13 protein-coding genes are annotated in these 13,901 nt (G+C 44.1%); 11 read left to right on the top strand and 2 right to left on the bottom strand.

Features of this window, described 5'->3' with window-relative positions:
* Window positions 1–199 precede the first annotated feature (199 nt).
* From R2B77_RS17280 to R2B77_RS17240, 9 genes are all read left to right on the top strand, one after another.
* Window positions 200–1,252 carry a fatty acid desaturase gene (locus R2B77_RS17280; protein ID WP_203249276.1) on the top strand — a complete coding sequence of 351 codons (1,053 nt, stop codon included), beginning with the start codon at window positions 200–202 and terminating at the stop codon, window positions 1,250–1,252.
* A gap of 82 nt (window positions 1,253–1,334) precedes the next feature.
* Entirely contained in the window at window positions 1,335–2,465 is a 1,131-nt protein-coding gene (locus tag R2B77_RS17275) for a sensor histidine kinase (protein ID WP_203249275.1), read from the top strand.
* A 1-nt stretch (window position 2,466) separates the two neighbouring features.
* On the top strand, window positions 2,467–3,075 hold the full coding sequence (locus R2B77_RS17270; protein WP_203249274.1) for a response regulator: 609 nt from the start codon (window positions 2,467–2,469) through the stop codon (window positions 3,073–3,075).
* Window positions 3,076–3,269: 194 nt separating this feature from the next.
* Window positions 3,270–4,535 carry a kynureninase gene (gene kynU / locus R2B77_RS17265; protein WP_203249273.1) on the top strand — a complete coding sequence of 422 codons (1,266 nt, stop codon included), beginning with the start codon at window positions 3,270–3,272 and terminating at the stop codon, window positions 4,533–4,535.
* Window positions 4,532–5,167: an arylformamidase gene (kynB, locus tag R2B77_RS17260; protein ID WP_203249272.1), complete on the top strand. Its 636-nt coding sequence runs from the start codon at window positions 4,532–4,534 to the stop codon at window positions 5,165–5,167. Before kynU ends, kynB begins: the two co-directional genes overlap by 4 nt.
* Window positions 5,160–5,978, top strand: a complete 819-nt coding sequence (gene kynA / locus R2B77_RS17255) for a tryptophan 2,3-dioxygenase (RefSeq protein ID WP_203249271.1) — start codon at window positions 5,160–5,162, stop codon at window positions 5,976–5,978. The genes kynB and kynA overlap by 8 nt, the downstream gene beginning before the upstream one ends.
* 528 nt (window positions 5,979–6,506) lie before the next feature.
* Window positions 6,507–7,394 (top strand): D-alanyl-D-alanine carboxypeptidase family protein, encoded by an 888-nt coding sequence (locus tag R2B77_RS17250; RefSeq protein ID WP_203249270.1) that lies wholly within the window; start codon window positions 6,507–6,509, stop codon window positions 7,392–7,394.
* Window positions 7,395–7,479: 85 nt separating this feature from the next.
* Window positions 7,480–8,793 carry a D-serine ammonia-lyase gene (locus R2B77_RS17245; RefSeq protein ID WP_203249269.1) on the top strand — a complete coding sequence of 438 codons (1,314 nt, stop codon included), beginning with the start codon at window positions 7,480–7,482 and terminating at the stop codon, window positions 8,791–8,793.
* A 125-nt stretch (window positions 8,794–8,918) separates the two neighbouring features.
* The gene (locus R2B77_RS17240) at window positions 8,919–9,170 is read left to right on the top strand and encodes a hypothetical protein (protein ID WP_203249268.1); all 252 of its coding nucleotides are present in this window, start codon (window positions 8,919–8,921) and stop codon (window positions 9,168–9,170) included.
* Between the two features lie 43 nt (window positions 9,171–9,213).
* On the opposite strand, the gene R2B77_RS17235 is transcribed toward R2B77_RS17240, so the two are convergent.
* On the bottom strand, window positions 9,214–9,948 hold the full coding sequence (locus tag R2B77_RS17235) for a YqcI/YcgG family protein (RefSeq protein ID WP_203249267.1): 735 nt from the start codon (window positions 9,946–9,948) through the stop codon (window positions 9,214–9,216).
* 109 nt (window positions 9,949–10,057) lie between these two features.
* Between R2B77_RS17235 and R2B77_RS17230 the strand changes: the two genes are divergently transcribed.
* Window positions 10,058–10,909, top strand: coding sequence for a dimethylarginine dimethylaminohydrolase family protein (locus R2B77_RS17230; RefSeq protein ID WP_203249266.1), 852 nt, complete (start codon window positions 10,058–10,060; stop codon window positions 10,907–10,909).
* A gap of 58 nt (window positions 10,910–10,967) precedes the next feature.
* Here R2B77_RS17230 and R2B77_RS17225 read toward each other — a convergent pair whose 3' ends face one another.
* Window positions 10,968–12,656 carry a methyl-accepting chemotaxis protein gene (locus R2B77_RS17225; protein WP_203249265.1) on the bottom strand — a complete coding sequence of 563 codons (1,689 nt, stop codon included), beginning with the start codon at window positions 12,654–12,656 and terminating at the stop codon, window positions 10,968–10,970.
* Between the two features lie 196 nt (window positions 12,657–12,852).
* On the opposite strand from R2B77_RS17225, the gene R2B77_RS17220 reads away from it, so the two are divergent.
* The gene (locus tag R2B77_RS17220; RefSeq protein ID WP_203249264.1) at window positions 12,853–13,830 is read left to right on the top strand and encodes a ring-cleaving dioxygenase; all 978 of its coding nucleotides are present in this window, start codon (window positions 12,853–12,855) and stop codon (window positions 13,828–13,830) included.
* The last annotated feature ends 71 nt before the right edge of the window (window positions 13,831–13,901 follow it).

Raw genomic sequence — 13,901 nt, 5'->3', positions numbered from 1 at the left:
AGAGGACTTTTTCAGTGGCCTCTTAAAAAGGGAATGGCTTTTTTAATTGAAACAGATAATTAATTGTGAATAAATTCACAATAAGTGACACTTATCATATTAGAATTCATGACATCTATGTCTTCTGTGAAGTTTGAAAGTTCTTTACTATGAGAGTAAGAAGTATGTGAGCGAAAAACATCCAACTAGGGAGGATACTATGAGTAAAGAAAAAACGAAGCAGCTGCACAAAGATGTGGCCCCATTTGCAAAATCCGATCAAAAGAAAAGTATAATGCAGATTGTCAATACGATACCTCCATTCCTACTATTATGGTTTTTAGCCTATCAAAGCTTGTCCGTGTCCATTTGGTTGACACTAGGAATTTCCGTTATTGCGTCAGGATTTGTTATCCGAACGTTCATCATTTTCCATGATTGCACGCATGGTTCATTTTTCAAGAATAAAAAGATGAATGATCTTGTAGGTACGGCGACAGGTGTGTTGACACTATTTGCTTATGAAAAGTGGAAACGTGAACACTCGATCCATCACGCAACAAGCTCGAATCTTGATAAGCGCGGTGTTGGTGATATTTGGGTTATGACGATTGAAGAGTATGTCGCAGCATCAAAATGGCAGCGTCTCGCTTACCGTTTGTACCGTAATCCACTTGTAATGTTTGGGTTTGGACCACTGTATCTTGTGCTAATCTCAAGTCGTTTTAATCGCAAGGATGCACGAAAGAAAGAGCGTAACAATACGTATTTAACGAACTTGATTTTGGTTGTTTTGTACACAGGTATGATTTTACTTGTTGGCTGGCAGGCATTCTTAATTGTTCAAGGATCTATTATGTTCGTCGCAGGTGCGCTCGGTATTTGGTTATTCTATATCCAACATACGTTTGAGGACTCGTATTTTGAAGAGGAATCTGATTGGGACTACGTAAAAGCTGCTGTTGACGGCAGTTCTTATTATAAATTACCGCGTGTGTTGCAGTGGGCGACAGGTAATATTGGTTTCCACCACGTGCATCACTTGGCACCGCGTGTACCGAACTACAATTTAGAATTGGCACATGAATCGACGCCACCTCTTCATCAAGCAACAACAATTACAATCAAATCAAGTTTGGAATCGATTCGCTTCCGCTTGTATGATCCAGAACGAAAAAGGTTCGTTGCTTTCAAAGAAGTTAAGCATCTTGTGAAGTCGGCAAGAGCTTCGATTGATTTGAAACCAAAACGCACGAGTTTGGATGTAAAATAAATTGCCAACCAGTCATCTCTTTTATGGGGTGGCTGGTTTATTTTGCTATAATGAAAGTGAGAGAGGATGGTGAGTGCACAATATGCGGAGCTGGTATAGTATTTTCCCGAAAAATCCATTGCTAAGTATTTATGCGTGGGTGATTTTTTGTTTTTTACCGTTCTTTTTCATTTTTAGGTCATCCTCCCCCGTTGAAATTTCTATAGGGATATCGTTATTATTTTTATTCTTTTTGTCATTTCGCTTTTCATTCAAATCAAAAACTGGGCTTGTCTATATGTGGCTTAGCTTTGAGATGGTCATTAATATTGTGATGACGTTATTATTCGGTTATGTATACTTATCTATATTTACTGCGTTTTTCATAGGGAATATCCGTAATCCGGTCGGGTTTTTCATTATTTATGGACTTCATATTGCGTTCACGGTAGGTGCAATTGTTGCAGGTTTCTTCATCGAAATTGAATTGTTTTTGCCACAAGTCCATTTCATCCTTATTTCTGTCATTGGGACGGTTCTATTACCGTTCAATTTGTATAACCGCAATAAGCGTGAAAACTTGGAGGGGCAATTGGAGGATGCGAAAGAACGTATTTCAGAATTAATTATTATGGAGGAACGCCAACGGATTGCTCGTGATCTCCACGATACGCTTGGACAAAAGTTATCGTTGATTGGCTTAAAGAGTGATTTAGCAGGTAAATTGGTGTCGCGTGATCCACAAGCAGCTGAAAAAGAGTTGCATGACATACGACAGACGGCCAGTACAGCGTTGAAGGAAGTACGTGAGTTGGTAGAGGATATGCGTGCGATGAAGCTGGAGGACGAACTGATGCGTATTCAGCAAATTTTGAAGGCGGCTGAAATGGATTTCACGGTTGTAGGTGATCCGGCGTTTACGAATATTCCAGCAATCGTCGAAAATGTGTTGAGCATGTGCTTAAAAGAAGCGGTGACGAATGTTGTCAAGCATAGCTATGGGACGTCCTGCTCAATCGCATTTGAACAGTTGCCAGATGAATTTGTTATTAAAGTGGAAGATAACGGGATTGGAATTACGAGAGGCGGAGAAACGTTGCCAGGCAGTGGGCTGAAAGGGATGCGAGAACGACTCGAATTCATAAATGGTAGCCTCCAAATTGAGGGGGGCGAAGGTACAAAACTATCGATTCGAGTTCCTGTCATTATAAAACATATTGTGGAGGACGATTGACATGATACGTATTGTTATAGCAGAAGACCAAGGGATGATGCTCGGAGCTCTAGGTTCATTACTCAATCTGGAAGAGGATATGGAAGTTGTCGGGATGGCGAAAAACGGGGAAGAAGCGGTTGCCTTAGTGAAGGAGCAGCAACCAGATGTGTGCATTATGGACATTGAAATGCCGGTGATGACTGGGCTGGATGCGGCAGAGGCCTTGCGGGGCGAAGATTGTAAAATTATTATTTTAACGACGTTTGCGAGGACGGGTTATTTCGAACGTGCCCGAAAAGCAGGGGTACGCGGCTATTTGCTGAAAGATAGTCCAATTGAGGAGCTTGTTAGTTCCATCCGCACGATTATGGATGGCAGAAGGATTTATGCACCGGAGCTTGTCGATATTGCTTACGGGGATGATGAAACAGAAAATCCGTTAACGGAGCGTGAAAGCCAAGTGCTAGGGCTGATCGCAGATGGCAGAACGACAAAAGAAATTGCAGGTGAGTTGTATTTGACGCCGGGAACGGTGCGCAATTATATTTCTACGATTCTTGAAAAGCTTGGCGTAGGGAATCGGATTGAAGCCATTTCTCGTTTTAAGGAGAAGGGCTGGTTTAAATAATTTTTTGAACAGGCCGACAGAAATGTCGGTTTTTTTGTGGCGAAAGGGGCATGGCGGTCATAAACTTACCTGTGCCGGTCATAAACTCACCTGTGCCGGTCATAACACGCTCCATGCCGGTCATAAATCCTTGCGTTCACAATATGGTATGCTAAAAGGGAATAACTGAAAGTTCTCACAAGGGGGAATAGGGGATGTTTGGAGTCGATTATGCACAGGGGCTTGACGCCAAAGATGAGCTTGCAAAGTACAAGGACGAGTTTTACCTACTGAAAGATACGATATATATGGATGGTAATTCGCTCGGTTTATTATCCAAAAGGGCCGAGCGAACGCTGCATGATTTGTTAGATTCGTGGAAAACGTTAGGCATCGATGGTTGGACAGAAGGCGATAATCCGTGGTTTTACTTGTCGGAGTCAGTTGGGGAGAAAATGGCGCCGCTCGTCGGGGGACTAGTAGGCGAGGTAATTGCGACGGGGTCGACCACTACAAATTTGCATCAGCTTGTGGCAACGTTTTACAAGCCTTGGGGAAATAAAACAAAGATTCTTGCCGATGAACTCAATTTTCCTTCAGACATTTATGCGTTAAAAAGTCAGCTCATCTTAAAGGGCTATGATCCTACCGAACATCTCGTTCGTGTCAAAAGTCGCGATGGCAGATTATTAGATGAGGCGGATATTATTGCAGCGATGACGGAGGATATTGCGCTTATTGTGTTGCCGGCAGTGCTCTATAGAAGTGGGCAAGTACTTGACATGGAGCGACTAACAACGGCGGCGCATGCGCGTGGCATTCCTATTGGTTTCGACTTATGTCACTCGGTTGGTGCAGTTGAACATGCCTTGCATGATTGGGGAACGGATTTTGCTTTTTGGTGCACGTATAAGCATTTGAATGGAGGCCCTGGTTCTGTTGCGGGCTTGTTCGTTCATGACAGCCATTTTGGTACAGCACCCGGATTAGCCGGTTGGTTTGGTTCTAAACAAGAATCGCAGTTTGATATGGATCACACGATGGACCCTGCAATAGATGCAGCGGCGTATCAGATTGGAACGCCGCATGTCCTCAGTTTAGCACCGGTTATTGGTGCACTTGAATTATATGAGGAAGTCGGTATGCAACGTGTGCGTGACAAATCACTTCAACTAACAGCTTATATGATGGAATTAATTCGAGAAGAGCTGTCCGCTTATGATTTTACCATTGGCAATCCAATTGATGATTCGCGCGGAGGGCATATTTTGCTTGAACATGAGGAAGCTGCTCGCATCTGTAAAGCACTGAAAGCGGAGGGAGTTATTCCAGATTTCCGTGCACCAAATGGCATTCGATTAGCACCTGTAGCACTTTATAATTCCTTTGAGGATGTTTGGCATGCGGTGCAGAAATTGAAAGTCATTATGGACGACAAGCGTTATGAAAAATTCACCAATCAAAGAGGTGTTGTGGCATGACAGAGAAATGGATTGATATTTCACAGCCGCTTCAAAATGATATTGCAGAGTGGCCAGGTGACACGCCGTTTACGTATGAAGTTGCGCTTACCAAAGCAGAAACGGGTTCCGTAAATATTGGCAAGATGACAACGAGCATGCATATGGGAACACATATTGATGCGCCGTTTCACTTTGATGATGACGGCAAGAAAGTGCTCGATTTACCGATTGACTTGTACATCGGACGAGCGCGAGTGATTGATGTGACCGGAGCTGAAAGTGTTGGACGCGCGGAGTTGGAAGGTATTGATTTCGGAGGGGCAGAACGGATTTTATTGAAAACGGGGAGTCGTCCGGATGCGAATGTATTTCCGAAGAAGTTCACCGTGTTGCGTGCGGATATTGGGCCTTTATTGAAAGAGAGAGGGGTTCGGCTGATTGGAGTCGATACGCCATCCGTCGATCCAGAAGATAGCAAGATATTGGAGGCGCATCATGCGCTCAATGACAACGATGTGATGATTTTGGAGAACATCGTGCTTCGTGCAGTTGAGCCGGGGGATTATGAACTCATTGCGCTGCCGTTACCGCTGCGGGATGGCGATGGTAGTCCGGTGCGTGCTGTATTGCGGAGGTGGGCTCATGAATGAGGAAGGGATTCACACGGATTTTCGGGAGAATATGACCTATGGGGAGTATTTGCATCTCGATACGTTATTGTCGAGCCAGCAACGCTTGTCCGGTCATCATGATGAAATGCTGTTCATCGTCATTCACCAAGTAAGCGAATTGTGGATGAAGCTCATTTTGCATGAGCTGGGCACAGCGATTGAATTGATTGAACACGATGAACTGCCGGAAGCGTTTAAAATGCTGGCACGCGTATCGAGAACGCAGACGCAGGTTATTCAGGCATGGGATGTGCTGGCGACTTTGACACCTGCTGAATATATGGAGTTTCGTGGAAGCCTGGGTAGGGCGTCGGGCTTCCAGTCGTATCAAAATCGGCTCATCGAGTTTGCACTTGGCTATAAGCAGTCACATATTTTGAAGATTTATGAGAAGGATCAGGAGCTGGCAAGTGAACTTGAAACGGCCTATCATGCACCTGGTATTTACGACGTGGCGATACGTGCGCTGGCTAGAGCAGGCTTTGCGATTACGCCCGAATTGCTAATTCGCGATTTTTCCGTTACGTATCAAGGGGATTCGACAGTGGCGGATGCTTGGCTCAAAGTGTACCGCAATGTCGATGATTATTGGGATTTGTACCAGCTCGCTGAAAAATTGGTCGATATTGAAGATAGCCATCAGCAATGGCGCTTCCGCCATATGAAAACGGTCGAACGGATCATTGGCTTCAAAATGGGAACGGGTGGCTCGTCTGGTGTGAACTATTTGAAGTCTGTGCTCGACCACCGGTTTTTCCCGGAATTATGGGATGTACGAACGAAATTATAACTTCATTCAGCAAATACATTTGCTGAATGAAGTTAAGCCTCCGGCGGATGTCACAGATTTTGAGGGTAGTTCAGGAAGGCAGTCTAAGTTCGCGACGTCCTGTCGCGACGACTGCATGACCGACATCCTGTAGGCCTCAGGCTCTATTCAAAATCTGGACGCAATCACGCCGGGACGTGATTGAATAAGGAACCTCCGCTGCCGAAAAAGGATAAAGTCCAATCCTTTCCAAGTAGCGGAGGTTTTTTGAATGGTCCAGCTAATGATTGTAAACAAGTACTAGCAATGAACCTGTCGAACTGATTGCGCATCGACTGTAGGAACGCCTCCTCGAACCGCTGTGGCCCATTGCCCCAACCTTCAAACGCCCCCCATCACCACTTCGTTAATCTATTGTATTCGGAAAAGCCGGTAGTGGTGTGTACGCCACTCGCTGATAAACTTAAGAAATTCTTCATAAATGTTCTACAAGATTCTTCATTTTTAATGTTCATAATGAAAGGATAGAATTGAAAAGGTGTGAACGAAATGAAGAAATTAGTAGTTATCGTAGTAATTTGTGCGCTTAGTCTCACTTTTGTGTTGAAGGATAAGCAATTGATTTCGGAAGCAGTTGATATGAATAGCAGTGCGAAGGCAAGCATTTTAATGGAAGCGGAAACAGGGGAAATACTGTATGAGAACAATAGTAAACAACCATTGCCAATTGCCAGTATGTCTAAGCTGATGACACAATACCTCGTGCTAAATGCCATAAACAACGGGACATTAACATGGGAAAGCACTTACGAGCCGAGTGATTATGTGCAGCAAATGAGCCAACAAGCGGGTGCAGTTAAATTGGGTATGGTAACGGGCAGCTCCTATACAGTAGAGGAGCTTTTCATTGCGATGACTGTCAGCTCGGCGAATGATGCGGCGATGGCACTTGCCGAAATGGTCAGCGGAACGGAAGAAGCTTTTGTTGCGGTGATGAATAAGCAGGCCAATAGTTTTAAGCTCAAGGAGACGACTTTTTACAATGCAAGTGGGCTGGATGGAGACTACATTGGCAAAGGACAAGATGAAACGAATCTATCATCCGCTCGAGATGTCGCAGTGTTGGCACAGCAATTGATAGCTACCTATCCCGAGGTACTGGATATTGCAAGCATGACGGACTTTACGACAAGTGAAGGCACACGGCTATGGAGCACAAACTTAATGTTACCAGGTATGCCACAGGCTTTCCCTGGCATCGATGGATTGAAGACGGGCTATACAGATCAGGCGGGTTCTTGTTTTGTCAGTACAGGTGTCTTTGAGGGGCGACGTATTATTACAGTTGTAATGGGTGTGGAAGCTGGTGGAAATGATACCACCAACCCACGATTTGAACTGACAAAAGAGCTTATTGAGCAATACGTGATGAAGTGAAATTTCGGTTATAAATGGTGTTTGAATATTTGAATAAAAGACAGGCGAATTCTATAATAGAGGGAGGAAAAAGGAGGCTAAGCCCGTGTTAGATCAAACAGAAGTAAATAACTGGATAGAGCGTTTACCGCTTATCGAGCAGATGATGGAACGCAAGGAAGTTTTGTGGCTTAATCCATTGGTAGAATCGGCAGCAACCGGTCTTTCCAAAACAGGCATAACCGCGGCAGATGTCCAAGATGCATCCGCTCGCCTCACCCGTTTTGCATCGTACATCGAGCGAGTTTTTCCGGAAACAAAGCCTTCAAACGGCATCATCGAATCACCTCTTACGGCCATTCCAACTATGAAACAAGCACTTGCAGATGACTATAGCATAGAAATAGCTGGAGAATTGCTTGTGAAACAAGATAATGCCTTGCCAATTTCGGGTTCTATTAAAGCGCGTGGTGGCATTTACGAAGTACTTAAACATGCGGAAACGCTGGCGATTGAATATGGCTTACTTTCACCTGAAGATGATTATGCCAAGTTTGCAGAGCAGGAATTCAGTCATTTATTTGCCAAACATAAAATTGCGGTTGGATCGACAGGTAATCTGGGCTTGAGCATCGGCATCATGAGCGCTAAGCTCGGCTTCGACGTCACTGTCCATATGTCGGCAGACGCAAAGCAGTGGAAAAAGGACATGCTGCGTGAAAAAGGTGTCACCGTCATCGAGTACGCAGATGATTATAGTAAAGCTGTCGAAGAAGGTCGTCGTCAGGCAGATGCAGACCCAGCCTGCCACTTTATCGATGATGAAAATTCACTCGATCTATTTTTAGGCTATGCAGTTGCTGGGGAAAGAGTAGCTATGCAATTAAAGCAGCAAGGAATCACCGTGGACGCAGACAATCCTTTGTTTGTCTATCTACCATGTGGAGTTGGTGGGGGTCCGGGTGGCGTTGCATTTGGATTGAAGCTGACGTTTGGCGATCATGTACACTGCTTTTTCGCGGAACCAACACATTCCCCGTGTATGATGCTTGGGATGATGACGGGCTTACATGACAAAATGTCCGTCCAAGACTTTGGTCTCGACAATAAAACCGTAGCGGACGGACTTGCGGTAGGTACGGCATCAGGCTTTGTCGGTAAAACAATGGAACCACTTCTAGCAGGCTGTTATACCATCGCAGACGGTACACTGTTCAAGCTGTTAAAACAGATTGCTGACACGGAAAATATCCGACTCGAACCATCCGCACTTGCTGGCATGACGGGTCCCGTGCACACCATTCGTGGAAATATAGAGGGTGCTGATGCAGCGAATGCAACCCATCTCGTTTGGGCAACAGGAGGTGGTATGGTGCCAGAAGTAGAAATGGCTGCATACTACACAACAGCGGAGAAGTAATTTAAAGTATTTCCCGGGAAATCGACAGTGAGGAAGGCCGGAAAGTATGCCCCGAGTTCCTGCCACCACTGCGTTATACAAAACGGAGCACGAAGGACAACCATATCCTATTGGAGGCGATCGTTGTGGAACGAGATTGGACGCAGAAGAACATGACCATTCAAATTCGGCAGATTGTTCAAATGGAGGATGCTTGTGGCATTACTTTTTCTCCAGAAATGTTGTCACATTTGAAGGTCGAAGTAGGCGAAGAGGTGCAAGTAGTAATGACAGGAAACGATTTGATTATTCGGAAAGTGTTTCCAGTCAAATATCTGGATGGTGATTCAGATGGTTTGCAAGATCTTGTGCACGAAGCCGAGGAAACATACAAGTAGACCAAAGGAGATGAAGTGAAAAGTCGACTAGCTCAGCCGGCTTTTACTTCATCTCTTTATGCGTAAACGGACATACACCTTGAATAGGCTCTGCATCATCGCCAATGAAGAATTGCTTCCATTCATGATGTGATGGGTCGCCAAAGTGACTAATATCAGGATGCTTTGGCAACTGATCCCACACCGCGACACGTTCACGTACTTTTTCGCGTGACATCATCCCACCAGGTTCTGTCCCTTTTAACCCCTCGAAAATTCTTCTAGGCTGAAACCCAATGACCATAGCATTGCCAAGATTACGTGTTTTTCGTTGCTTGTAGGCTGGGGCATTGCTAAAAACGAAAATCGGTTCACCGTGAAAATGAAAATCCCACAAATAATGCTCCGGATCAATAGGACTTTTAACAGGCCATTCTATCTCGTCTACTTCATGCAAGTATTGTAGAATCTCCCAAAACTGCTTTCGATAATCGTCCAGCGAACCTTCTATTTCAAATGGCTCTACAAATACAAATAACCCATGTCGCTTATAAGTGGGCTCTTTGAACAGTGTCAAAAACGACTTCAATGCTGCCGTCAAATTAGACCAATCATTTTGCATCACATAGGCATAGCGCAATTCGCCCTTCAACTCTCCGTTCATCCCGAAATAACACGGAAACGTCTTATCCGTCACTGTCGTATGAAATGTTTGATATTCCCTCAACAACCAATCTGGCAAATCAGTACGCTTCGCAAAATCATCTTTTGTCAATAAAGCATCTTCTGTCTGAATCATACTATTTCCTCCATTCCAGTCATTTTTACGATTCGAAATAAAAATGTTTAAACCAACTGTCAAAGGGAACACCAATGAAGACGACTACAATTATTTGGAGGATGAAAAAATGAGCTTCCCTATGGAAGAGACACCGATAACCCAGTGCGATACAGAATATGATACGCTGCGCCGTGTCATCCTATGCCAGCCAAAATTCATGGCAATCGAAGAGGTAATCAATGATGTACAAAAGAAGTATGAGGATGAAAATATAAATGTAGAGCTTGCGATGAAGCAACATGAAGACTTTGAGGCTGTACTTAAGGAGAATGGAGTTGAAGTGATCAAACTGCCTTCATCCGAACAATTTCCTGAACAGGTTTTCACACGTGATATTGGCTTCACCGTAGGAGAGGAGATTTTCGTTGCGGAAATGGCTAGCGATATTCGTAAGGGGGAGGAGGAAGTACTTGAAGAGTGGTTGGACGACGAGGATATTCCTTTCCAAACAACGACAAATCGTGTGGAAGGCGGCGATGTCATCGTTGACCGTGGTGCAGTATACGTCGGTATCAGTAGCCGTACATCTGAAGAAGCCGTTCGGAAGTTAAGGCATGACTTACCCGACCACGATATTATCCAAGTACCATTCAATGAAAAATACTTGCACCTCGACTGTGTATTCAATATCCTATCACCGGAAGTTGGACTGATCTTCCCGAAAGCACTCGATGCAGAAACAATTGACATGCTGTCAACAACATACAAACTTATCGAAGTATCCGAAGAAGAGCAATTCACAATGGGCACAAATGTCCTTTCAATCGGTGATAAAAAAGTATTCAGCTTGCCACAAAACAAAAACGTCAACGCGCAAATGCGAGCTCACGGATTTGAGGTTATCGAAGTCGACTTCTCCGAAATCATAAAATCCGGCGGTTCCTTTAGATGTTGCTCGATGCCGGTTGTGAGGGAATAGCATGGAGATGAACTACCCGAGTGCGAGGCACTCGGGTAATACAGTATATCTACTTTTTTTAGACCGTAAATCGTGCCATGTCACCTTGTAAGGTCTCTGCTAGTTTTGCTAGTGTTTGTGCACTGGACGAAATTTCTTCAGTCGTTGCTAGCTGTTCTTCAGTCGCGGCGCTTGAGGACTGCGCTTCACTGGCTGATTGTCCTGCAAGCTCCTCGATGCTAGCTGATTCATGGGCAACTTTATCTGTCATTGTGCGAATCTGTTCAATTGTGATTGAGACAGTAGCGAGCTTCTGACTCATATCAGCTGCTGCGTCCTCAATGCTGTTGAATATGGCGGCTGTTTTTTCTGTGTCAGCAAGCCCTGCTTGAACACGTTGACTGCCGTCCTCTGTACTTGTAACAGCTTGTCCTACGTTGTGAATCATGGCATCCATCATCCGACCAATTTCTTCAGCAGAATGCTTGGATTGTTCAGCAAGCTTGCGGACCTCATCGGCTACAACGGAAAACCCTTTTCCATGTTCGCCTGCTCGAGCTGCTTCAATCGCCGCATTTAATGCCAATAAGTTAGTTTGGTCTGCGATGCCTGTTATAAGTGCTGTGACAGAACGAATTTGTTCTGAGTGCGTAGCCATCTCGCTGATGATGGTTGTAGATTGTTCCATTGTTGTACGAATGGACTGCATCTGATCGGTGAAATCATTCATGAAAGTCGCTCCATCATTGACGAGCTGTGAAACAGCTGTGGAAGAACTTTGTAGTGCTTCATTGTCTACTGTTATCCGATCGATGCCAGTAACCATTTCACCTATGGAAATAACGGACTCCTTCACTGTGGACGCCTGTCGTTCATTCGTTAGCAAACTGCGCTCTGTAATGCCGGCAACCATTTCAGAGGCAGCTAGGCTTTCTTCTGAGCTAGCAGACAATTCTTCTGCATGCGTTGCAAGCTGGGCAGCAGACTGTCTTGCATTTATGATGATTCCACGAAGGTCACCTACCATGTCGTTCAAAGCATCCGCCATTTCTCCGAGCTCATCCTTGTTGCGAACATTCACGGGTTCCACAGCGAAATCGCCAGTAGCGAGTTGTTTAAGCGCTACTGTCATCGTTCCTACAGGACGTGAAATGCTACGACTGATAAGGCGTGCAATGGTTACGGTAACAATACTCGCAATTCCAATTAGACTAGCAATCAGTATTCGAATCAAAGCCAACGCATCTTGCAGCTCTTTTTCAGTCTGTAGTTGCTGATTTGTTTGGATTTCCATTAGCTTTCTTATATTTTCATTAATCACGATCTCGTACATCTCAGCCTCGGCAGCTATTTTTGCAGCGGTTTCTAAACTGCCTTCTTGGACATCTCTTATCGCAATTTCATTAATTTCCCGATAACTTAAGGCTGCCTCCTTGACTGCTTTGAGTAATTCACGTTCGGAAGGAGTTCGTATGAGTTTATCTAATTCTTTTAATTTATTTTTAAATGAAGTCACCACTTCTTCGCGATGTTCCAAATAAGAATCTTCTTTATAAATGATAAATCCATGAACATTTTTAGCATCTTCATTTTGATTGGATAATAATTGTTCAAACAACAAAACACTATTTATTTTTTCATCAATTAAATAACGATACTCCTCATTCAATTTCGTCAATGCCCATAATCCGGATGCACCGACGACAATTAAAATAACCAATATGGATGTAAAGCCAATCCATAATTTTCTCCCTACAGTGATTCGCATGTCAAAAGTCCTCCTAAGTTATATAGCTATTTATAATTATAGAGCAGGAAGGAAAAGTTTAATGTAAAAGTAATGTAAAGATTGTGTAAGCCGTTCCAAATCAAAGCCGTTGACATTGTCGACTTTTTATTATAATATTATCTTGAATTCAAGATAATTAGTTGATTAGAAAAAAACATACATTGGAGGACTACTCATGAATCATTTAAAAGGAATGCACCACGTAACAGCCATCACAAGTAGCGCGGAAGAGAATTACAAATTTTTCACCTATGTATTGGGCATGCGTTTAGTGAAGAAAACGGTGAACCAAGATGATATTCAAACGTACCACCTGTTCTTTGCAGATGATGTAGGCGGCGCCGGGACAGATATGACATTCTTCGATTTTCCAGGTATCCCAAAAGGTACGCATGGTACAAATGAAATCTATAAGACGGCTTTCCGTGTGCCTACGGATGCTGCATTAGACTATTGGGTGAAACGTTTTGATCGATTAGATGTGAAGCATGCAGGCATTGAAGAGCAATTCGGCGTCAAAGTACTGTCATTCGTCGATTTCGATGACCAGCAATACCAAATGATTTCAGATGAACACAACAAAGGCATTGCATCTGGTACACCATGGCAAAAAGGGCCTGTTCCATTGGAATATGCCATCACTGGACTTGGCCCAATCCATATTCGTATTGCTGAATTTGATTATATGAAAGAAGTGTTGGAGAAGGTTCTGTTATTCAAGGAAATTAAGCAAGAGGGAGACCTACATTTATTCGAAGTTGGAGAAGGCGGAAATGGCGCGCAAGTCATTGTGGAAAAGAATGATGTACTTCCTCCAGGCCAACAAGGCTTTGGTACGGTGCACCACGCAGCATTCCGTGTCGAAGACCGTGCCGTATTGGACGAGTGGACGGAGCGTATCGAAAGCTTTGGCTTACGCACATCTGGCTTCGTCGATCGCTTCTTCTTCGGATCGTTGTATTCACGAGTAGCGCCAGGCATTCTTTTCGAATTCGCCACAGACGGACCGGGCTTCATGGGCGATGAACCATACGAAACACTTGGTGAAAAACTATCGCTACCGCCGTTTTTAGAAGGACAACGCGAGCAAATTGAGAAAATGGTGCGCCCGATTGATACGGTGAGAAGCACTAAAGAATTTACGAAAGAATAATAAGAGAGGCCTTTCATACGTTTGTTTGACGTATGGAAGGCCTTTTTTTGGTGTGCCCGGCATGGGTAATC

It is taken from the genome of Sporosarcina beigongshangi, from assembly GCF_033485195.1.
Classification (GTDB): Bacteria; Bacillota; Bacilli; order Bacillales_A; family Planococcaceae; genus Sporosarcina; species Sporosarcina beigongshangi.
The sequence above is the reverse complement of the archived record's forward strand: the minus strand, read 5'-3'. Positions and strand labels throughout refer to the sequence as shown.

Excerpts from the sequence above, each read along its gene's own strand:
- R2B77_RS17220 (WP_203249264.1), top strand. The coding sequence starts at position 12,853 with ATGAATCATTTAAAAGGAATGCACCACGTAACAGCCATCACAAGTAGC.
- R2B77_RS17230 (WP_203249266.1), top strand. The coding sequence starts at position 10,058 with ATGAGCTTCCCTATGGAAGAGACACCGATAACCCAGTGCGATACAGAA.
- R2B77_RS17280 (WP_203249276.1), top strand. The coding sequence starts at position 200 with ATGAGTAAAGAAAAAACGAAGCAGCTGCACAAAGATGTGGCCCCATTT.
- kynA (WP_203249271.1), top strand. The coding sequence starts at position 5,160 with ATGAATGAGGAAGGGATTCACACGGATTTTCGGGAGAATATGACCTAT.
- R2B77_RS17235 (WP_203249267.1), bottom strand. The coding sequence starts at position 9,948 with ATGATTCAGACAGAAGATGCTTTATTGACAAAAGATGATTTTGCGAAG.
- kynU (WP_203249273.1), top strand. The coding sequence starts at position 3,270 with ATGTTTGGAGTCGATTATGCACAGGGGCTTGACGCCAAAGATGAGCTT.
- R2B77_RS17250 (WP_203249270.1), top strand. The coding sequence starts at position 6,507 with ATGAAGAAATTAGTAGTTATCGTAGTAATTTGTGCGCTTAGTCTCACT.
- R2B77_RS17225 (WP_203249265.1), bottom strand. The coding sequence starts at position 12,656 with ATGCGAATCACTGTAGGGAGAAAATTATGGATTGGCTTTACATCCATA.
- R2B77_RS17275 (WP_203249275.1), top strand. The coding sequence starts at position 1,335 with ATGCGGAGCTGGTATAGTATTTTCCCGAAAAATCCATTGCTAAGTATT.
- R2B77_RS17270 (WP_203249274.1), top strand. The coding sequence starts at position 2,467 with ATGATACGTATTGTTATAGCAGAAGACCAAGGGATGATGCTCGGAGCT.
- kynB (WP_203249272.1), top strand. The coding sequence starts at position 4,532 with ATGACAGAGAAATGGATTGATATTTCACAGCCGCTTCAAAATGATATT.